At 49.8% G+C, this 20,887-nt stretch carries 22 protein-coding genes; 14 read left to right on the top strand and 8 right to left on the bottom strand.

The annotated features are described in order from the left end of the window. The first annotated feature begins 202 nt into the window (after positions 1–202). Both mazG and ACYVIY_RS11485 read left to right on the top strand, forming a co-directional pair. Positions 203–1,024 carry a nucleoside triphosphate pyrophosphohydrolase gene (mazG, locus tag ACYVIY_RS11490; protein ID WP_460976491.1) on the top strand — a complete coding sequence of 274 codons (822 nt, stop codon included), beginning with the start codon at positions 203–205 and terminating at the stop codon, positions 1,022–1,024. Positions 1,025–1,095: 71 nt separating this feature from the next. Beyond that, positions 1,096–1,827 carry a metallophosphoesterase family protein gene (locus ACYVIY_RS11485; RefSeq protein WP_460976490.1) on the top strand — a complete coding sequence of 244 codons (732 nt, stop codon included), beginning with the start codon at positions 1,096–1,098 and terminating at the stop codon, positions 1,825–1,827. A 125-nt stretch (positions 1,828–1,952) separates the two neighbouring features. Here the strand turns inward: ACYVIY_RS11485 and guaB are convergent, their stop codons facing one another. Then, on the bottom strand, positions 1,953–3,425 hold the full coding sequence (guaB, locus tag ACYVIY_RS11480) for an IMP dehydrogenase (protein ID WP_460976489.1): 1,473 nt from the start codon (positions 3,423–3,425) through the stop codon (positions 1,953–1,955). Positions 3,426–3,517: 92 nt separating this feature from the next. Beyond that, positions 3,518–3,946 (bottom strand): DUF2141 domain-containing protein, encoded by a 429-nt coding sequence (locus ACYVIY_RS11475; protein WP_460976488.1) that lies wholly within the window; start codon positions 3,944–3,946, stop codon positions 3,518–3,520. Positions 3,947–3,986: 40 nt separating this feature from the next. Here ACYVIY_RS11475 and recJ point away from each other — a divergent pair, with 40 nt between their 5' ends. Then, positions 3,987–5,732: a single-stranded-DNA-specific exonuclease RecJ gene (recJ, locus tag ACYVIY_RS11470; RefSeq protein WP_460976487.1), complete on the top strand. Its 1,746-nt coding sequence runs from the start codon at positions 3,987–3,989 to the stop codon at positions 5,730–5,732. A 44-nt stretch (positions 5,733–5,776) separates the two neighbouring features. Beyond that, positions 5,777–6,508, top strand: a complete 732-nt coding sequence (gene lptB / locus ACYVIY_RS11465; RefSeq protein ID WP_460976486.1) for an LPS export ABC transporter ATP-binding protein — start codon at positions 5,777–5,779, stop codon at positions 6,506–6,508. 10 nt (positions 6,509–6,518) lie between these two features. Here lptB and ACYVIY_RS11460 read toward each other — a convergent pair whose 3' ends face one another. Next, entirely contained in the window at positions 6,519–7,109 is a 591-nt protein-coding gene (locus ACYVIY_RS11460) for a hypothetical protein (RefSeq protein ID WP_460976485.1), read from the bottom strand. Between the two features lie 33 nt (positions 7,110–7,142). Beyond that, entirely contained in the window at positions 7,143–7,835 is a 693-nt protein-coding gene (gene recO, locus ACYVIY_RS11455; protein WP_460976484.1) for a DNA repair protein RecO, read from the bottom strand. A 92-nt stretch (positions 7,836–7,927) separates the two neighbouring features. Here recO and ACYVIY_RS11450 point away from each other — a divergent pair, with 92 nt between their 5' ends. Further along, the gene (locus ACYVIY_RS11450; protein ID WP_460976483.1) at positions 7,928–8,764 is read left to right on the top strand and encodes a fumarylacetoacetate hydrolase family protein; all 837 of its coding nucleotides are present in this window, start codon (positions 7,928–7,930) and stop codon (positions 8,762–8,764) included. A gap of 73 nt (positions 8,765–8,837) precedes the next feature. Here the strand turns inward: ACYVIY_RS11450 and ACYVIY_RS11445 are convergent, their stop codons facing one another. Together ACYVIY_RS11445 and ACYVIY_RS11440 are read right to left on the bottom strand one after the other, a co-directional pair. Beyond that, entirely contained in the window at positions 8,838–9,965 is a 1,128-nt protein-coding gene (locus ACYVIY_RS11445; protein ID WP_460976482.1) for a 5-(carboxyamino)imidazole ribonucleotide synthase, read from the bottom strand. Positions 9,966–10,046: 81 nt separating this feature from the next. Next, positions 10,047–10,748: a head GIN domain-containing protein gene (locus ACYVIY_RS11440; RefSeq protein ID WP_460976481.1), complete on the bottom strand. Its 702-nt coding sequence runs from the start codon at positions 10,746–10,748 to the stop codon at positions 10,047–10,049. Positions 10,749–10,965: 217 nt separating this feature from the next. Here ACYVIY_RS11440 and ACYVIY_RS11435 point away from each other — a divergent pair, with 217 nt between their 5' ends. Continuing rightward, on the top strand, positions 10,966–11,658 hold the full coding sequence (locus ACYVIY_RS11435; protein WP_460976480.1) for an ABC transporter ATP-binding protein: 693 nt from the start codon (positions 10,966–10,968) through the stop codon (positions 11,656–11,658). Here ACYVIY_RS11435 and ACYVIY_RS11430 read toward each other — a convergent pair. Then, entirely contained in the window at positions 11,655–12,461 is an 807-nt protein-coding gene (locus ACYVIY_RS11430; RefSeq protein ID WP_460976479.1) for an aminotransferase class IV, read from the bottom strand. The genes ACYVIY_RS11435 and ACYVIY_RS11430 overlap by 4 nt on opposite strands. A gap of 81 nt (positions 12,462–12,542) precedes the next feature. Between ACYVIY_RS11430 and ACYVIY_RS11425 the strand changes: the two genes are divergently transcribed. The 4 genes from ACYVIY_RS11425 (at position 12,543) to ACYVIY_RS11410 (ending at position 17,910) form a co-directional block, all read left to right on the top strand. Next, a complete protein-coding gene (locus ACYVIY_RS11425) occupies positions 12,543–14,054 on the top strand; it encodes a TolC family protein (protein WP_460976478.1) in 1,512 nt (503 codons plus the stop codon). 96 nt (positions 14,055–14,150) lie between these two features. After that, positions 14,151–15,566 carry an efflux RND transporter periplasmic adaptor subunit gene (locus ACYVIY_RS11420; RefSeq protein WP_460976476.1) on the top strand — a complete coding sequence of 472 codons (1,416 nt, stop codon included), beginning with the start codon at positions 14,151–14,153 and terminating at the stop codon, positions 15,564–15,566. Positions 15,567–15,729: 163 nt separating this feature from the next. Continuing rightward, the gene (locus ACYVIY_RS11415) at positions 15,730–16,755 is read left to right on the top strand and encodes a Gfo/Idh/MocA family protein (protein WP_460976475.1); all 1,026 of its coding nucleotides are present in this window, start codon (positions 15,730–15,732) and stop codon (positions 16,753–16,755) included. 147 nt (positions 16,756–16,902) lie between these two features. Beyond that, positions 16,903–17,910: an NAD(P)H-dependent glycerol-3-phosphate dehydrogenase gene (locus ACYVIY_RS11410; RefSeq protein ID WP_460976474.1), complete on the top strand. Its 1,008-nt coding sequence runs from the start codon at positions 16,903–16,905 to the stop codon at positions 17,908–17,910. 97 nt (positions 17,911–18,007) lie between these two features. Here the strand turns inward: ACYVIY_RS11410 and ACYVIY_RS11405 are convergent, their stop codons facing one another. After that, positions 18,008–18,214, bottom strand: a complete 207-nt coding sequence (locus ACYVIY_RS11405; RefSeq protein ID WP_460976473.1) for a hypothetical protein — start codon at positions 18,212–18,214, stop codon at positions 18,008–18,010. A gap of 145 nt (positions 18,215–18,359) precedes the next feature. Here ACYVIY_RS11405 and ACYVIY_RS11400 point away from each other — a divergent pair, with 145 nt between their 5' ends. From ACYVIY_RS11400 to ACYVIY_RS11385, 4 genes are all read left to right on the top strand, one after another. Beyond that, positions 18,360–18,947, top strand: coding sequence for an RNA polymerase sigma factor (locus tag ACYVIY_RS11400; RefSeq protein WP_460976472.1), 588 nt, complete (start codon positions 18,360–18,362; stop codon positions 18,945–18,947). 75 nt (positions 18,948–19,022) lie between these two features. Continuing rightward, positions 19,023–20,045, top strand: a complete 1,023-nt coding sequence (locus ACYVIY_RS11395; protein ID WP_460976471.1) for a S1C family serine protease — start codon at positions 19,023–19,025, stop codon at positions 20,043–20,045. Positions 20,046–20,131: 86 nt separating this feature from the next. Further along, positions 20,132–20,479 carry a hypothetical protein gene (locus tag ACYVIY_RS11390; RefSeq protein ID WP_460976470.1) on the top strand — a complete coding sequence of 116 codons (348 nt, stop codon included), beginning with the start codon at positions 20,132–20,134 and terminating at the stop codon, positions 20,477–20,479. Positions 20,480–20,595: 116 nt separating this feature from the next. Further along, positions 20,596–20,841, top strand: coding sequence for a MoaD/ThiS family protein (locus ACYVIY_RS11385; protein ID WP_460976469.1), 246 nt, complete (start codon positions 20,596–20,598; stop codon positions 20,839–20,841). Positions 20,842–20,887 lie beyond the last annotated feature (46 nt).

Below are 20,887 nucleotides of genomic sequence, written 5' to 3'. Positions count from 1 at the left end.
GCGGAGAGTTTACGAATAAACGTTGGGCGCAGGTTGCAAGGCCTCTGCTTTGGTAAGGGTATTGATGTTTCTGCCCGGCTTGCTTTACGTACTAGTTGTCCTGGAATGGCCAACGTGAATCACTACCGTAATTGCCATTTGTGGTCACCTATAAAATTTGGCCTCTTGTAAACCAATACTACCCCTTCTGCCTTATTGGAATATGAGCGAAACGAAGAAACAATTTCAAGACTTACCCACCCGCCGTCAGGAACAACTGATGGCCTTTGATCGGCTGCTGACTATCATGGACGAACTGCGCGAGCAGTGCCCCTGGGATCGTAAGCAAACGCTGGATAGCCTGCGTCACCTGACTATTGAGGAAACGTATGAACTCTCAGATGCCATACTCGAAAACGACCTGCCCGAGATTCGGAAAGAACTGGGGGATATTCAGTTGCACCTGATTTTCTACGCCAAGATCGCTTCGGAAACCGGTGCCTTCGACGTAGCAGATGTCCTGAATGGCGTCTGCGAAAAGCTCATTAGCCGTCACCCGCATATTTATGGCGATACAGTAGCCGAAACCGAGGAGCAGGTGAAAGCTAACTGGGAGCAGCTAAAATTAAAAGAAGGTAACAAATCGGTGCTGGGTGGCGTGCCGACTTCGCTGCCCGCGCTGGTAAAGGCGATGCGTATTCAGGAGAAAGCCCGCGGGGCCGGTTTCGACTGGGACGAGAAGCAGCAGGTGTGGGAGAAGGTAGAAGAGGAGATGCAGGAGTTTAAAGCCGAGTTTAACGCGGAAGCAGACGAAGCCATCGACGTGCAACGGGCCGAAGGCGAGTTTGGCGACTTGCTGTTTTCGCTCGTCAACTACGCTCGCTTTATTGACATCAATCCGGAAACTGCGCTCGAACGCACGAACAAGAAGTTCATTAAGCGCTTTCAATACATAGAAGAACAGGCCAGGGCGAATGGGAAGGCGTTGCGAGACATGACCCTCGCCGAAATGGATGTGTACTGGAACGAAGCCAAAACGAACTGATCGCTACGCAGAGGCACTCAGGTCGGTAATTTAGTCTATATTAAGCGTGGAGACAACGTAATGACAACTGTATGAAAATAGCGTTTATCACGGATATACACCTGAGCGCCGAAGGCGAGAAGCCACAGGAGGTTGATGTACGGCAAAATTTTCTGAATGCACTGGCATTTCTTCCGCAGATTAAGCCCAGCTGCCTGGTCATTGGTGGCGACATCTGCTACTCGACGGGCGATCCGGGTATTTACAAATGGGCCCGGGAGCAACTGGATAAATTACCGTATCCGTACTACGTAATTGCGGGTAATCACGATGATTCTACCTTGTTAGCCGAGGAATTTGACCGAACAAACTACTTACATGGCGACGAATTGTATTATGCAATACCGCTTGAAGGTCGGCCAACTCTTTTTCTTGATACCGCCAAAGGTATAATGTCGCCCACTCAATGGGCATGGCTGCGTGAATTTATGTCGGCCTTACGAGACAGCAACGTACTGGTGTTTATGCACCACCCGCCCGTGCCGGCCGACGTTACGTTCATGGACCGCCACTATAGCTTCCGGCAAACCGATCAGTTTCTGGAGTTGATCAAGGACCTGCCCTGCCACGTAACGATTGTCTGTGGTCACTACCACGTCGATAAGATCGTACAACGCGGCAATTTGCTCGTATTGTTGAGTCCGTCTACGTTTATGCAGCTACGACAGGATACGCCCAATATGGTCATTGACAACTACCGCGTGGGCATCCGCGAAATCAACCTGACGAACCACGGCACCAACAGTACGGTCTATTATATCTGAATTGCACAGGCGACCCTGCGGGATTGAGCTGAAAGTAAACTAATTACCTGATTTATTAAATCAAGTCAAATCAGCTAAATCAATGCCTATCAGCTCAATCCCGCAGGGCCGCTGTGCGCTTCAGATTACCTCGCTGAATAGTTTGGCGCTTCTTTCTGGATCTGAATATCGTGGGGATGACTTTCGCGCACACCTGCCGAGGTGATTTTCACAAACTTAGCCTGCTGCAGAGCCGGAATATCGATGGCTCCGCAATAGCCCATACCAGCTTTTAAACCACCGACCATCTGATACACAATCTCAGAAACATGGCCTTTGAAGGGAACCCGCCCCACAATACCCTCGGGAACGAGTTTTTTGATATCGTCTTCTGCATCCTGGAAGTAGCGATCCTTAGAGCCGTCTTCCATCGCTTCAACCGATCCCATACCCCGGTACGTTTTAAACCGTCGACCTTCGTATAAGACGACTTCGCCAGGGGCTTCTTCGGTACCCGCCAGTAGCGAACCGATCATGACCGTACTGGCTCCGCCCGCCAGGGCTTTGGTGATGTCGCCCGAGAAGCGAATACCACCGTCGGCAATAACGGGTACTCCGGTTCCCTGTAGGGCTTTTGCGGCTTCGTAAACCGCCGTTAACTGGGGCATACCAATACCGGCGATGATCCGAGTCGTACAGATCGAGCCTGGGCCAACCCCGACTTTCACGGCATCAGCACCCGCATCAGCCAGTGCTTTAGCACCTTCGCCGGTAGCTACGTTGCCGGCAATGACCTGTAGTTTAGGAAACTGCTGTTTAATGCCACGTACCGCGTCGATTACTCCCTTCGAGTGGCCGTGGGCAGTATCGACACTGATTACGTCGACACCGGCTTTCACGAGCGCTTCAATACGTCGGGTCAGGTCGGGGGTTACGCCAACGGCGGCTCCCACGCGCAAACGGCCTAATTCGTCCTTACAAGCGTTGGGGTGGCTCTTTTTCTTGAGAATATCTTTATACGTAATGAGGCCGACCAGGCGATTCTCTTCATCAACAATCGGAAGCTTCTCAATGCGGTATTCCTGCAGAATGCTCTCGGCTTCATCCAGGGTTAATCCGGTGGTGGCCGTTATGAGCTTCTCGCGGGTCATAATATCGGTAACCGGCTTCGACAAATCACTCTGGAAACGCAGATCGCGGTTGGTAAGGATACCCACCAGCTTGCCGTTTTCGTCAACGACCGGAATACCTCCGATCTTGAACTCACGCATGATTTTGAGTGCGTCGGACAGCGTAGCACTTTCGGCGAGCGTAATAGGATCAATAATCATCCCGCTTTCCGAGCGCTTCACTCGGCGAACCTCATCGGCCTGGGCCTCCACACTCATGTTCTTGTGGATCATCCCGATACCCCCCTCCTGCGCCATGGCAATAGCCAGCGCTGACTCTGTAACGGTATCCATTGCCGCCGAGATAAGCGGAATGTTTAACTGGATTTCGCGGGTAAGTTGGGTGACAGTGCTTGTATCGCGCGGGAGAACCTCTGAGTAGGCAGGCAGCAGCAGTACGTCGTCGTAAGTGAGAGCCTCGTAAAGAAACTTACTGGTATCTAAGCTCATGGCAAATAAACAGGTGGTGTTATTTGCCGGACAAAAGTACGGAAAGTTTCTGAGTATATGCTATTAAAAATGCAGCCAACGCGAGTTCAAACCTAAAATCCGTCTAATTTGATGCTGATGGCCTTACCGTCGGTGCCGACCGTGAACTTACAATCGGTAAACTTGGGGGCCGACATCGTTGGGCGGAAATTATTACTAAACCCGTAGGGTTCCTTAGGAATACCAAACATGCGTTTATCCATCTTACCGTTCCCGTTTTCGTCGTGGTACACGGCAATGGCATAGTCGCCCGGTTCCACGGCGAAAGTGGTCGACACACTATTCGTCTCGGCGTCTAGCTTTCGCCCTTCCGTTGGCTTACCTTGTGGAAAATCAGGGCCGGGGCGAAACAGCGCTACATATACTGCTCCTTTGGCATGACGAACGTTTTGAATGTCGACTTTAAGGTTTGCTTTTTTAGGACCTTCAAAATCTGGATTGTTGACGAAAAATAAGCTGAGAATAGAAAGCAAACTGAACATAAACACAATCTTTTTCTAAAAACGAATTTATTTTGCAAGTATGATAGCCCAACCGACACCTGCCCAGAGACGATGGATCACCAAACCTTTCCCCGAATCGACGGAGCAACGCGTTGCTATCGAGTCTTTAACGCAGTCACTTAACATAAGTCCATTTCTAGCCGCTTTGTTAGTTCAGCGGGGCGTTCATTCGTTTGAGCAAGCTAAAGCGTTTTTCCGGCCTGAAATCGGTCATCTGCATCCGCCATTCCGGATGAAAGACATGGACCGGGCCATCGAGCGCCTGAAACGGGCTATGAAGCCAGGTCAGGAAGAAAAAATTCTTATCTACGGGGATTATGACGTAGACGGAACAACTTCTGTCGCGCTGGTATACGGCTTCCTGAAAAACTATCACGCAAAAATAGATTATTACATACCCGATCGCTACAAAGAAGGGTACGGAATCTCGACACAGGGTATTCAGTGGGCCGCTGAAAATGGCTTTACGTTAATTATTGCTCTCGACTGCGGTATCAAATCCATTGAGCGGGTCGCCGAAGCTAAAGCATTAGGTGTTGATTTTATCATCTGTGATCACCACCGTCCAGGCACGGAGCTTCCTGATGCTGCGGCCGTTCTCGATCCTAAACGCGACGATTGTCAGTATCCGTACAAAGAACTGAGTGGCTGTGGCGTAGGCTTTAAGTTGTTGCAGGCCTTTTGTCACAAGACTAACATTCCGCTGGATAATTTATACCCTTACCTCGATCTGGTTGCGGTCAGCATTGCGTCGGACATTGTGCCGATCACGGGTGAAAACCGGATTATGGCGCATTACGGGTTAAAATACCTGAACACAGCTCCCCGAATCGGTTTAAAGGCGTTAATCAAAGTAGCGGGTTTTAAGAACGAGCTCGATATTACGAACGTAGTATTTGGGCTAGGACCCCGGATCAATGCTGCGGGACGAATTCAGCACGCAAAAGCTGCCGTACAGTTGCTGTTGGCCGAGTCGGAAGAAGATGCCGACAATTTTGCGATGGCGATCAACAAGCACAATAACAGCCGTCGGGAGTTTGACAGCAGCATCACCGAGCAGGCTCTGGCTATGATTCGGCAAAATGAGGCAATGGTCCAGGCAAAAACGACCGTGTTGTACGATGCAACCTGGCATAAAGGCGTAATCGGTATTGTGGCGTCGCGGTGCATTGAGCATTTTCACCGCCCAACCATTATCCTGACTCAGTCGCACGACAAGGCCGCCGGATCAGCTCGGTCGGTACCTGGTTTCGACGTATACGAAGCGATCGAGGAATGCGCTGAGCTGCTGGAGCAGTTTGGCGGTCACACCTTCGCGGCTGGCATGACCATGCCGGTTGATAACATCGACGCGTTTCGCCAGAAATTTGAAGAAGTTGTTGCCCGAAAAATCAAGGAAGAACACCTGACACCACTGGTCGATATTGACCTGCCTCTGGATTTCAGTGAAATCAATGACAAGCTCGTTCGGATTGTGAAGCAGATGGGGCCGTTCGGGCCGCACAATATGCAACCCGTCTTTATGACGGAGGATGTGTATCTGGCAAACGAGCCGATCATTATGAAGGAGAAACACCTGAAAATCAGTGTGCGGCAGCAGAGAACCGGGCATTCGCTAACTGCCGTTGGGTTCGGCATGGCGCATTTTGCTCATCGGCTTCGCGCTGGACAGCCTTTCTCGATTTGCTACCAAATCGAACAGAATTTCTTTAACGGAAATATGTCGCTGCAATTAATGTTAAAAGATATTAAATGCGGCAATTAGTCATCAGCCGGTTGTGTTACACTGATGATTGACTCATAGAACGAATGATTCTCAGAACGGAAAACCTAATCAAAAAATACGGCTCCCGACTCGTCAATAACAACGTATCGTATCAGGTTGCGCAAGGCGAAATTGTGGGGCTGCTAGGGCCAAACGGCGCGGGGAAAACGACCTCGTTTTACATGGCGGTTGGCTTGGTTAAGCCCAATAGCGGTAAAGTATTCATCGACGATATCGACGTAACGGATCTACCGATGTACAAACGGGCGCGGTTAGGCTTAGGGTATCTGGCGCAGGAAGCCTCCGTGTTTCGCGATTTATCCGTGGAAGAGAACGTACTGGCAGTGCTCGAAATGACGGATATGCCGAAGGCGGACCGGAGAGATAAGGTTCAGGAGCTACTGGAGGAATTTAGCCTGACGCACGTCCGCAAGAGCAAGGGTAAAGTGTTGTCGGGTGGTGAACGCCGACGTACTGAAATCGCCCGGGCACTAGCTGTCGATCCGAAATTCATTCTGCTTGATGAACCGTTCGCCGGGGTTGACCCGATTGCTGTTGAGGACATTCAGAGCATTGTCGCCAAGCTGAAGCACAAGAACATTGGTATTCTGATCACCGACCACAACGTAAACGAAACGCTGTCGATTACCGACCGGGCGTATCTGTTGTTCGAAGGCAAGATTCTGAAACAGGGCACTGCCGAAGAACTAGCCAGCGACGAGCAGGTCCGGCGACTGTACTTAGGCCAGCACTTCGAACTGAAACGGAAGATCTAGTATTGCCTGACTACTTTTTAGAAGTTTGTTTCAATGCATTTAAATAAGACGTAGATTGTTCTTCAGGCCCCAAGGCGACCTCAAGCATCATCTGAATCATGATTAATATACCAGGTATTATTTCCTCTTCATTTATTACTTTCCCATCGTAATCAGAATTTGCGGGAATCTCAAAATTAATAATCCACCAAATTTCAATCTTGCGTATGATTCTGACTACTTCTATTAGGAGAGAAAGATAGTTAGGCTCTACCTCACCTGTTACTACTAAAGGCATTTCATGAGCGATGATATTTCTACAGTCTGTTACTAACTTGAACGCTTTAAGGTCATTATCGTCGAATACATCATTATCGTAGAGCCAATTTAATGAGGCAGAAAGAGGTCTTTTCTTCTTGTCCTTTGACAGTACTTCTGACTCATATTCTGTAACCCCATCCTGGTCTGTAATAGGTAAAACATATACCGACTTGACACGTTCAATAATGCTATTTTTCAAAATCTCATAAGCTGTTACATATATCGAAGCCGAAATAAGCCTATTCTTAATTACTGGGGGATTAACGAAATTCTCCCAAATATTTTTTGCGTCTGAGTCCATTATCAGATAGTTATTCTAATTAAGGATCTTTTTTTACCCCAACACTTCACGTAATACGGGCAGCGACTTCACTTCCCCGATCGAATCAATGTGGATCTGGTAATACGCCACCAGCGCGTCAAGCAGTTCGTTGCGGGCCGAACGTGCAAGCTTTATGGGTGTGCCGAATGGTTGCCGGAGCATGATATTTAAGGCTGTTTCCATCTCATTGTCCGGCAAGAAAGGATAGGAGTTCTCGCGAAGCTGATTCTCGAACTCACGGGCGCTCTCCGGCCCAAATCCGAGGAAGAACGACAGCTTCAGGAGAAACGTCAGGTGAAAGTTTTCGTAGTTGGTTTGGGCTTCCTCCAGAAACAAGACCGAGTCGATCAGAAAGCGGTAGAGGATCGGGCTACTGGCTTCTTCTTTCAGCACTTTATTCAGGATATCCGTCACGAAAATGGCGATGGTCGACTTGCTTACGTCGAACGGCAGACTTTGAAACGGATGGTTCGTTTTTACTTCGGAAAGTCGATGCAGGTCCCGGTCGTTTTTGTAGTAAACGACCATTTCCAGTAGGGTCAGGGGCTGAAACAGCGCAATCCGATTGCTTTTGCTCTTGGCGCTCCTGACGCCATTCACGATATAGCTTTGCAGGCCAAACTCTTCGGTGTAAACGCGGGCAATGATGGACGTTTCGCGGTAACGGATATAGCTGAGGGCAATACCCCTGGTTTTTTGCAGCATCGGAACGAGGTAGTGAATTACCTAAGATAACGCTTTTTGTCCAGAAAAGTCGTCGCTTTACTCTATAATTGCCGTCAAATCCTTAGTCATTTATGAAACTCTACAAAACCAGCGCTGGCTTCCTTGTCGAATCAGATAACCAATATTACCCTGTTCAGGCAACCGATTGGGACCAACTCGTCAATCAGGACAATTTACACGAGGTGTTAACACAAGCGATCGCAGCATCCAGTGCATCGGAGGCAAGTGCCAATCCGATTGCTCAGGGGCTGCTGTCTCCCATCGGTCGGCAGGAAGTTTGGGCGTCGGGCGTTACGTACCTGCGCAGCCGCGATGCGCGTATGGAAGAATCAAAAAAATCGGGTGGCGACAACTTCTACGATCGTGTTTACGATGCCGAGCGCCCGGAACTGTTTTTTAAGGCTACGCCCGAACGAGTAGTGGCACCAGGAGCAGCCGTTCGAATTCGTCAGGATTCGACCTGGAACGTACCCGAGCCTGAGTTAACCCTGTTCATTACGTCGTCGGGCAAGATTGTTGGCTACACCTGCGGCAACGATATGAGTTCGCGAAGCATCGAAGGCGAAAATCCTCTGTACCTGCCTCAGGCAAAAACGTACGACGGCAGCGCTGCGCTTGGTCCATGCCTTTACGTTCCCGAATCACCGATTGGTCCAGACACGCAGATACAACTGGAAATCAGTCGTGACGGTGAGGTTGTCTTTACCCAGAGCATTGCCATCAGTCAGATGAAACGGCAGCATACGGAGCTTGTATCGTTCCTGTTCCGCGAATGCTCGTTTCCGAACGGCTGCTATCTGATGACCGGAACGGGCATCGTGCCGCCCGATGATTTTACGCTTCAGTCGGGGGACGTTGTTCGAATTACGATCGACGGAATTGGTACGTTGGAGAATCCGGTGGCTTGAGGAGTCATTTTATAAAACAGGCTGACGTATGGTCCTTAGGGATTGTGCGTCAGCCTGTTTATTTAGTCAGTCGTTACGTCGATATTACCCGAATCCCGGCTTTTACGTCGGCAACTTTTTCGCGCAGGGCGTCCATCGTCGCGTCCATCACCGTTACGTGTCCCATCTTGCGGAAGGGTTTGGTAATCGCTTTGCCGTAGAAAAACGGAAATATGCCCGGCATAGCCAGTACCGTTTCCAATCCTTCGTAGACTGCCGGGCCGGTGTGACCGTCTTCGCCCAGGAGGTTAACCATGGCGGCTGGCTGATAATAGGTTGTATCGCCCAGCGGATAGTTCAGAATGGCTCGCCAGTGCTGCTCAAACTGGGACGTTACGTTAGCCCGCATGGTATGGTGGCCACTATTGTGGGGGCGTGGAGCTACCTCGTTAATCAGTACGTTACCTGATTTATCCAGAAACAATTCCACTGCCAGCAAGCCAACGATACCAAAAGCGTTGGCTGTTTGGCGCGCAATCGCCTGCGCCTGATCGTTGATCTCGTCAGAAATTTCGGCAGGGGCAAACAGGTACTCTACTAGATTGAGTTCGGGATGAAACACCATTTCTACCGTCGGGAAGGTCTGGACTTCACCGCGCTCGTTGCGGGCTACGATAACGGCTAGCTCTTTGTCGAAGTCGACGGCTTTCTCCAGGACGCCCGGTGCGTCGAAGGCTTTATCAATATCTGCCGTTGAAGAAACGCGCTGTACACCGCGACCATCGTAGCCATCGCGGCCAAGCTTGTGAAACGCTGGTAGAAAGTCGGTATGCTGGGCAACATCAGCGCGGTTCTCCGTCAGGATAAAATCGGCCGTGGGCAGGTTATGGTCCCGGTAAAACTGTTTTTGAAGCCGTTTGTCCTGAATCGTACGGATTACGGAGGGCTGCGGAAAGACCCGTTTGCCTTCTCGTTCGAGGGCTTCGAGCGCATCGACGTTAACACGCTCAATTTCAATGGTCAGCACATCAACCGTTTGCCCGAATTGATAAACGGTGTCATAATCGGTGAGTGAACCTTGCGTGAATTGCGTGCAGAGGTGGCGGCAGGGAGCCTGCGCGTCAGCGTCGAGGATGTGAACCCGGAGGTTCCAGTCGATGGCGGCTTGCAGGAGCATGAGGCCAAGCTGCCCGCCACCGAGAATGCCAATTGTGGGTGTCAAAAGAGCGAAAGAGCAAAAGAGTGAATGAATAAGCAAAGTTATCCATTCACGCTGTTGCTCTTTCGCTCTTTTGCTCTTTTTCTAGTTCCGCTTCGAAATATCTGAACCGCCCGATTCGCTTTTGGCAAGCACCTTGGCTGGGCCGTAGTAGTAAATGTCCGAACCGCCCGAGGCTTTCATACTCAACTCTTTGGTCGCGTTTACGTAGACATCTGAACCACCCGACGAGTTCGCGTTGCAAATCTCGGCGGTTAGTTTCCGCGCATCCAGGTCAGCCCCACCTGATCCGCTCGCGTTTAACGTACGGGCCGTTCCCTGTAAAATGGCATCGGCTCCCCCCGAAGCCGACACATTGAGCTCATCGGCCTGTAGGTCTAGCTTTACGTCCGAACCGCCCGATGCTTCAAGGTTCAGATTGTTGAAGGTCAGTTTGTTCTGGCCAAATACGTCGGCTCCACCCGTGGCTTGCAGATTACTTAACTGCTTAAAGGTCAGGTAAGCTTTTACGTACCGGTCTTTACCGAAATTCATTCCCCAATTCGTGCCTTTCCGGTCGATGTACAGGCGCAGGACGCCGTTTTTGACTTCTGATTTAACGTCTTCTTCCTCAACTCCTTTCACCTCCAACGTCAATTTTTCCGAGCTTCCCTGGGTCAGATAAACATCAATACCACTGGTAACACTCAGCCCGGTAAAGCCCGAAACGGCTCTGTCTTTTTTCCAGTCGCGGTCAGCGGTTGTAAAGCCGGTCAGTATAAATAGCGCTAAGGCAATTGCTTTCATAATGGAGAAAGGTTTGTTCTGATGTGAAGATGTGAAAAAACAGCGTTACGTTGCATGAGCCGGAAAAAATTATGTCCGGTTTCGAGTGAGCAACTGTCCAGTATCGGACGTAAATTTACCCAATGGTCAAGTAAGCGTTTCAAAATCAACCAGTTTGAAATCTGGCACGACACTTGAACCACGCAGTAAACATAGAAAAGCCTTAAGACATTAGATTATGATTCAACTTCGCAACGTGTCAAAGTACTATCCTGCCGGGTTTGGCCGGGTTTATGTGTTACGTAACGTCAGCCTCGATATTGCCCAGGGTGAGTTCGTTTCCATTATGGGACCATCCGGCTCCGGGAAGTCTACACTGCTGCATATTCTTGGTCTGCTCGAAGAACCGTCGGAGGGCGAATACCTATTTGACGACGCGCCGGTGCAGAAGCTTTCGGAAAAAAGACGTACCGAGCTTCACCGGACCCAGATCGGGTTTGTGTTTCAGGCGTATCACCTGATCGACGAACTGACGGTTTATGAAAACATCGAAACGCCTTTACTCTACAAAGGCCTGAGCGGGTCGGAGCGGAAAAGCCGCGTGGCCGAATTACTCGATCGCTTCAATATGGTGGCCAAAAAAGACTTATTTCCGGCTCAGCTATCGGGGGGGCAGCAGCAACTTGTAGGCATTGCCCGTGCTCTGGCGGCCGAACCTAAGGTTATTTTCGCCGATGAGCCAACTGGAAACCTGCACTCCGATCAGGCCCGCGACATCATGGAACTGTTCCGCGAGCTAAATCAGAAAGATGGGGTGACTATCGTTCAGGTGACGCACTCCGAGGTTAATGCCGAATACGGGAATCGTGTACTACGCCTGAAAGATGGCTGGCTGGAGTCTGAAGTCCTGGGCACACAGGTGCAAAGCTAGAGCGAGCTGGTTTCGGTAAAAATCTGCCTGATCTGCTTCCCGAACGCATTCGTAAACTCGCCCTGGAATAGCTGAATGCCCATCACATTAGCGGCAAAAACAACGTCAGCTCTGGATAACGTATCGGGCGAAAACAAGCCTTCCCGTGCGTTCGAGGACGTACTAAGTAGTTGACGCCGGGCAATACCGTCGATGCAGCCGCTCTGGAGCGAAGGGGTATATAAAGTGTCGCCAGCAATCCAGAACAGGTTTGATGCGATGCACTCAGCCAGATGGCCTTGCGTATCCAGTAGAATAACGTCGTTAGAGCCTTGTTCCTGCTTATAAAGGCCAGCCAATACGTAGGGCAAGGCATTTATTGTTTTGAACGATGAAATTGGTGAGGGAGATAAGCGAAACGCATGGTAGATAACTACGTTTTTTTGCGTGGAAATAGAAAATGGCTGACCGGGCCTGGCCGAAATAAGGAAATTACCAGCGTGATGAGTTGGTGTATACAACCCCCCTGGCCGTCGCCAGACCTGAATTTTGATTCGGGCTGGCTGATCACTTAGTCCGTTTGCGGCAAGAAGCTCCAGAATTGATTTTTTTAGCGTTGCCATATCGACGCAGGCAGGCAGATTCAGTTGGAGCGCCGACAGTCCCCGGGTCAGCCGATCGTAATGGTCGGGCCAGAACCACAGCTGACCCCGCTCGTACCGAATCGTTTCGAACAGGCCGTCGCCGTACTGAAACGCTCGATCGCTAATGTCAACGATAAATTCTTTCTCGGATAGTATATCCGAATTATAAACCAGATTCATGCTTGTTTTGCGCCGTTTATCCAAAAAAGATAGCTGCGCCGAAGGTAAGTTTGTAACATTGAACCATCAAAAATTATGAGTATGCGAGTTGCGTGGAGACAAAGTCGGCTTGTGCTAGCCCTGTTACTTACGACTGGTTTGTCGGGAACATACGCGCAGAACACCAACACCCCGGGCGTTGTCTCACCGGGTAATCGGCCAGCGGCCACTACGAGTGCCTCATCGCGGTTTAATCTACAACAGTGTATTGATGTCGGTTTGCAAAATAACCTGACGGTACGCCAAAGCCAGGTTCAGCTCGAAAACAGCGAATTGCAGCTGCGCCAGTCGAAATTAAACCGCTTACCCAACGTCGGCGGCTTTGCTTCACAGAACTATAGTTCCGGGTTTAACATCAACCCCGTAACCAACGCGTTCGTGGAGCGCGGTATTTTGTCGAACAACTTTCAGTTGAATACGCAGGTGACCGTTTACAATGGAATGGCGCTGCAAAATACAATCAAGCAAAACGATTATCTCCGGCAGTCAAACCAGCAGGCCCTGCAGGCTACCCAGAATAACGTAGCGCTGACGGTGGTTCAGAACTACCTGAACGTATTGACTAACCAGGAACAGTTGGTAGTAGCCCAGCGGCAGCTCGACGTATCGCGTGCCCAGCTCGACCGCACCCAGCGATTGGTTAACGCAGGGTCGTTGCCCGAAGCTAACCTGTTCGACATCCGGGCGCAGATCGCCAACGATGAACTTGCCATTGTGAATGCGCAGAACAACATTGATCTGGCTAAACTGGCCCTGCTGCAAACCATGAACGTACCGGCGGCCAACGTACCGGGTACGTTTGAAGTTGAAGCCGTCACCGTGCCAGACCCCAGTATCGATCCATATTCAGCCACCAACCAGCAGCTTTATGAAACGGCTGAACAGTTTCTGCCGGACGTAAAAGCCGCCGATCTGCGCGTGAAAAGCGATGCATTTGGTGTGCAGGTAGCGCGGGCTAATTTGCTCCCGACCTTAACACTGAACGCGGGCGTTAGTACCATCTACTCAAATTTTGGGCAGCAACGTCAGATTCCGACCGGATCAACAGTACAGATACCACAGACAATTATTGTGAATGGTGTTCCGCAGCAGATCTTTATCTCCCAAGAAGATTATCGAACAGAGGACTATTCGTTTACTGAGCAGCTCCGGAACAACATGAACCGGTCAGTCGCCCTGAACCTGCAGATTCCAATTTACAACCGTTCGCTGTCTCGCACGCGGATATTGACGGCTACCCTCCAACGGCAAAATTCAGAAATAGCCGCGGCCAACGCTCGTCTACAGTTACGTCAGCAGATTGAAACCGCCTACACAAACATGCGGGCCAGTGCTAACCGGTACCGGGCGACGCAGGCGCAGGTCGCTCAACTGGAACGGTCGTTTCAGGTGGCAGAAAGCCGGTTCAACGCGGGGGCACTTAATTCTACAGAATATAATATTGCCAAATCGAACCTCGACCGGGCCCGGGCCAGCTTAGTGCAGTCTAAGTACGATTACGTATTTCGAACCAAACTCTTAGATTTTTACCAGAACAAACCGCTTACTTTTTAATGAATAATGGCGAGTGTATAATGAATAATGCGTAGTGTTCAAAAATGAGCTGGCTACCGTTTTACATTTTGCATTATTCATTATACATTTCATGCCATGAAAAAGAAATCAAACCGTATTTGGTGGATATTGGGTGGGTTAACCGTCCTGCTCGTTGGTGGATTAGTTGCAGCTAAGCAAACCGGAATGATCGGTAAGCCTAAGTCTACCGAGGTAGATTTTGCCAGCGTTAAACGCATTGACATTATTGAACGCGTCAGCGCGTCGGGGCGGGTGCAGCCCCAGGTTGAAGTTAAAATCAGTCCGGATGTATCGGGTGAAATTATTGGCTTGTACGTAAACGAGGGCGATCCTGTCAAAGCCGGCCAGCTGCTCTGCCGCATACGCCCCGACAACTATGAGTCATTACTGGCGCGGGCGCGGGCAACCGTTAACCAGAGCCGGGCGCAGTTAGAGCAATCGAAAGCGTCTGTATCTCAATCTAATGCGCGCCTGATTCGAGCCAAAGCCGATTACGAACGCACCCGAAAGCTGTTTACGGATAAGGTGGTATCGTCGGCAGATCTCGAAACTAGTGAAGCCAACTTCAACGTAGCGAAGCAGGAAGTAGAAGCCGCTCAGGCTAGTGTTCGGGCCGCTCAGTTTAACATTCAGAGCGCCGAGGCTTCCCTGCGTGATGCCACCGAGAACCTGCGCAAAACCACGATTTATTCTCCCGTAAATGGTACCGTATCGAAGCTAAACATTGAATTAGGAGAGCGCGTCGTTGGTACGTCGCAAATGGCCGGTACGGAAATTATGCGTATTGCCAATCTGCAAAACATGGAAGTTCGCGTCAATGTCAATGAAAACGACATTGTTCGGGTTAATCTGGGCGACACGGCCGACATAGAAGTGGATTCGTATACGACGGCCGGACGTAAATTTAAAGGTGTAGTGTATGAAATTGCCAACACGGCGAACGGACTAACGAGCTCATCCGGAGCCGCTGCGGCTGCGTCACTGTCTTCTGATGCCGTAACGGAGTTCGAAGTGAAAATCAAGATTCTTAACAATTCCTACGCTGATCTGCTGGCTCAGAAGGACAAGAAGGGCTATCCGTTTAAGCCTGGTATGACCGCTTCGGTTGAAGTGCTCACGGATCGAAAAGCTGGCGTAATTGCCGTCCCCATTGCGGCCGTTACTACGCGCGGTGCGGAAGCCGAAGCAACCGCTGAAGTAGAAGACAGACCGAATGGTACGGTCGATGAAAAACCCGCCGGTGTGCCCGAGAAAAAAGAGAAGCCCAAAGAAATTGTTTTTGTCAATCAAGGCGGTAAAGCCGTGCAGCGGGAAGTGAAAACAGGAATCAGTGACTTTGAAAATATTGAAGTGATTTCTGGATTAAAGCCCGGCGAACAGATCGTATCAGGACCGTTTATTGCCGTATCTAAAAAACTTACGAATGGCGATCTGATTGTAAAGCGTGATCCGGCAAAGGCCAAAAAGAAACAAGAAAAAGAGGAGGAGTAAAGAAACGCTGACTTTTGCTAAGTAAAGAACAGGGCTCGGTAGTATACCTACTGAGCCCTGTTTCTATTTGGTATTCTCGTCTGTTTGCGCCTGTTTTGTGCGGGTGCAAATACAGTTATTTGGACGTAGTGGGCCCTAATCCTGTTCATAAACCGCTTTACCCATGTCTCTATTTCGTGCTGCCATTATAGGCAGTGGCAACATTGCCGACGCTAATCATATTCCGGCTCTAAAACAACTAGCCGACCGAGTTGAAGTTGTAGCCGTATGCAGTCGGGATCAGGCAAAGGCGCGTTCATTGGCCGATCGGCATGGTATCCCGGACGCGTTTCAGGATGCCGCCGACATGTACCGCCAGAGTCGACCCGATGTGGTGGTCGTCTGCACGCCTAATAATTTACATTACCCATTTACGATGCAGGCGCTGGAAGAAGGCTGTCATGTTTTCTGCGAAAAGCCACCTGCTATTTCTGCCCATGAAGCCCGCGAAATGGCTAACCTGGCTACCAGTAAGGGCTTAACTTTAGCGTATAACTTTCAACTGCGGCAGGCACCCGAATGGGCGCTGTTCATGCGTTGTCGTGAACAAGAAATGTTGGGGGAGATCTATCACATCAAAGCCAAATTTTTGCGTCGGCGGGGGATTCCAGGTTGGGGTTATTTCACCAACAAATCGATGCAGGGTGGCGGAGCGCTCATGGATTTAGGCGTTCATGTCCTCGACCTGGCCCTTTGCGCGTTGGACTATGCAGTGCCCACTCAGGTGCTAGCCAATACGTATGACTTCATTGGGAAAGCGGGAGGGAAGGGCCTGATGGGTGATTGGAACCCCGCGACCTTTGAGGTAGAGGATGCCTGCACCGCTTACTTGTCGTTCCCTACGAAAGCGTCGATAGAATTGTCGGCTTCGTTTGCCCTCAATCAGCAGGCCGATAAGGATCGAAACCTGGACGTGTTTGGAAGTCGGGCGGGCGTTACGTTGTTCCCGTTCTCATTACATACCGAACTTGCCGGTGAACTTGCCGACGTCCGTTTCCCGTATTTAGCGGACGAGGACATTCAGTTGAAAAATACGTTGGCGTTCCTGGAGGCCTGCGCGGGTCGTCCATCGAACGTTTGTACGGCCGAACAGGGTGCGATCTTAATGGATATCATCGACCAGATTTACCAGTCGGCTTCAACAAGATAGGAAACGTAAAGGTACACGTCAGTACCTATGATTTATGGCAGTAGCGCTTATTTGGTCACCCGTATCCCCGTTATCCCTAGGCTAGTAAAACGGCAGGCTTAACTCCCTAAGAGTAACCACCAATTGAAAGACTAGTATGTTTGCTGTATGAAACACTCGAATCAACCTACTCGGCTTACAATGGTGGGGGGCGGAAGCTGGGCAACAGCCCTAATAAAAATTCTGTCCGAAAACAATGTACTCATCAAATGGTGGCTGCGAAAAGAAGCTGATGCGCAGCACATCAAGGCCTATAATCATAACCCGAGTTACCTCAGTGACGTACAGATAAATCCGCGCAAGGTGAAAGTGTGTACTAAAATTAGGGATGCTTTCCGCGACAGTGATTACATTGTGTTAGCCGTTCCGGCAGCTTTTGTGTCGGATGCCCTAACGGGAATAAAGCCGGAGCATTTCAGGAATAAGTACGTAGTGTCGGCGATTAAAGGCATGATTCCCGACGCGAACCAACTGGTTACGGATTGGGTCAGCCAGCAATATAACGTAGCTGTTGAACGCATGTCGGTTATTGCCGGTCCCTGCCATGCGGAAGAAGTAGCGCTTGAGAAACAATCGTACCTGACCATTGCTTCGCAGGATGCGACATGTGCCGAGGAGGTAGCTGCCTTGTTACGTTGCCGGTTCGTGCAAACAACGCCGGTGGATGATATTTACGGCATTGAATACGCGGCTGTGATGAAAAATATTGTTGCCCTGGCCTGTGGCATTACTCACGGATTAGGCTATGGCGATAATTTCCAGGCTGTACTGGTTTCCAACGCCATGCAGGAAATTCGTCGATTTGTCGACGCACTCTATGCCAAACACCGCGATCTGAGCGGCTCAGCTTATCTGGGCGACCTGCTCGTAACGGCTTATTCGCCCTTCAGTCGCAACCGGACGTTTGGTACCCTGATTGGCCGTGGATACACAATTCAGTCGGCTCAGGCCGAAATGAACATGATTGCAGAAGGATACTACGCCGTAAAAAGTATTTACGAAATCAACCAGCGGTACAAGGTTCCCATGCCGATTATCGATGCTGTTTATGCGATTTTGTATGAACGAGCCGCGCCCATCATTGAGATGAATACACTTAAAGGGCTTTTAAAATAAACAGAGCAAAAGAAAAGGCCCTTTGATTCTCTCAAAGGGCCTTCAAACGTTTATAGCGGTGTCGGTAAAATATACCGGCAGTTGTGCCTTAGCTAAATTACTTCGCGCTATCCGACGACATGGTCGAAGCCGAATCCGTAGCCATCGTAGAATCCGTAGCCATCATCGAAGAAGAATCAGATGACATGGTCGTGGTCGAATCGGTCGTAGTCGTGCTTTCAGTTTCAGTCTTTTTCGAGCTGCAAGAGGTTGCAAGGGCGATCATAGCCATGAAAAAGAAGGCGGATTTCGTGATTGCTTTCATAGTTTTGGAATGTTTTTGTTTACGTGTGATTAATGATTCAATGTCAACGTTAATACTCCATAGGGAGAAAGGTAACCCAACATTTTTTAAATTTTTTTTGGGTTACGTCAATGACGTTTCCGGTATTAAGTAATGACCCAACGCGATGAAGGAAAGTAGGCGGCCCGTATTAACAGATAGCGAGTTGCTGGCGGGTTTAGCTGATGGATCCGACGATGCACTAACCCAACTGTATCGGCGGTATTTCCCGATGGTACTGCATTTTGTTACCAGCAACAGTGGTAACGAAGATGACGCCAAAGACATATACCAGGAAGCTCTGGTCGTTTTATACGAGAAAGTAAAAAGTGGATCGCTTGAGCTGCATTGCCAGTTGAAAACGTATTTGTATTCAGTTGGCAGGCGCTTGTGGTTGAAGCAATTGGCGCAACGAAGCCGGTTTATGGTGCGGGATATTGAGTTCGCTGCGGAGAACGAAGACGCCATCCGGCAAATCGACGACGATCTGATTGATCACGAAGAGCGCAATCGGCAGTTCGAGTTGATGGCCGATTCGCTTGATCGGCTTGGTGAACCCTGCCGAACGCTGTTAGACGATTTTTACATCCAGCATCTGAGCATGCAGGAGATTACAGAAAAGTTTGGGTATACCAACGCTGACAATGCTAAGACGCAGAAATACAAATGTTTAATGCGGTTGAAGCGATTGTTTTTTTCGGAGTACAAACAATAACGATCACCCGGTTTCGGTTGGCTTAAGCAGCCCTTGGGTTTCGACCAAAAACGGACTACCATACCTGGATAAAAAATGGAAACGAACGAGGAAAAAGATATTGAAATGGCGCTCCGAACGTACGGAGAGCGCATTCAATTCAAGCAGCGCCTGGCGGCAGTACATGCCGCGATGGATGCCGACGCGATGCGGCAGGAGGCTGACTTCTATTCGTCGGAAATTAATCGGCCAAGCCAATTGCGTACGTTATGGCATACGTACCGTACGACCCTGGCTGTAGCCGCCACAGCAGCAGTGGTTACTACGTTCAGTACTATTTTTCTGTATCGTACCTACCAGAAAAGCCATCAAGAGCAAGAGCAGCAATATCGACTGTTGAGTAAAGAGATTCAGGCGGTGAGGTCATCACAGCGAAAACTGCTCAGCGATTTTAACGGTCGTGGTCGGGCGTTAACGGTGAATCCGGCGCAGGTAGCTGGATCGGGCTTTCTACTGACTGCCGATGGGTATTTTGTGACGAATAATCACATTGTACGGGACGCTGATTCAGTATACGTACAAAGCGCGAAGGGTGAGGTTTATAAAGCACGCGTGGTTCATACCGATCAGTCGCACGATTTGGCGATCCTTCAACTTTGCGATGATAGTGCGTTTCGCTCATTACCACCTGTTCCATATAGTTTCGAAGTCCGCTCTTCGGACTTAGGCGAACGTGTATACACGCTGGGCTATCCACGCGAGGAAATTGTATACGGTGAAGGGTATCTGAGCTCGGGTACAGGATACCGGGGTGATACCACAGCGTATCAGGTCGCTATCAATGTCAATCCGGGCAATTCAGGTGGTCCGCTTCTCGATGAGCAAGGTAACGTAATTGGTATCATTAGCGGCAAGCAAACCACCTCCGAGGGCGTTAGTTTCGCCGTGAAAACGAACTATCTGTTCGAAACACTTAGCGGTATTCCAACGGATTCCCTCAAGGGGCTGCCTCTGCATCTAAACCGCAAAAATACGCTGGCTCGTTTACCTCGTAAACAGCAGATAAAGCGGATGCAGGATTACGTGTATCAGGTGAAAGTGTTCAAGCACAAAGAATAAACTGAGGTACTGGCTGGCTAACTGGACAAACAATCTATACGGCTGAGGGTTATACGTTGAGTATTGGATAAACAAACTCAACAGATATGAAAAAGCTCATGATACTGGCTGCTGCGCTGGTCTTTTCGGCTGCTGTAGCCACGGCACAGGATACTAAACAGAACGCTAAAGAAACAGCCCGGCAGGCGGGACGTACCGCTGATGCAGCTGGTGATAAAATCGGCCGGGAAACCCGGCAGGCAGGTCATAAAATCGGAAACGCTGCTGAGAATACAGCCGAGGACGTAAAAGATGGCACCAAAAAAGCCGGTCGGAAAGTGTCAAGGGCCGCCAGAAACACTAAAGAAGATGTTAAAGACGGTACGAATAAGGCGCTCGACAAAACCGACCGGAGCCTGAAAAAAGCCGAGCGTAAACTCGATAACTCAAAATAATTCGGCGGACATCCGCCAAACGTAAGAAAGCCACTGCCATACTGACGGTGGCTTTCTTGTTTAGTTTGCTGTCAGATGGAGTTGACTAATCGCTGTCCATCCCTTTATTTTGATCTATGAATACCGTATCTGTGTTGCTTTTTGGCATTACGCGTGACCTGACGGGGCAGTCGATGGTTACTGTGCCACTCCCAAACGGAGCCAGCGTGCATGATTTATTGACCGAAATTCACCAGCAGTATCCGGCTGTGGCTGGTATCCGATCACTATTAGTAGCCGTTAATGGCGAGTATGCTGAAGCGGAGCAGGTGCTTTCGGGCACCGATGAAATTGCCCTCATTCCACCCGTTAGCGGAGGGTAAATAAGTTTACAAGTGGCCATCACTAAGTAGTTCATATACGACTGCT

This window comes from Spirosoma knui (assembly GCF_054780635.1).
The sequence above is the reverse complement of the archived record's forward strand: the minus strand, read 5'-3'. Positions and strand labels throughout refer to the sequence as shown.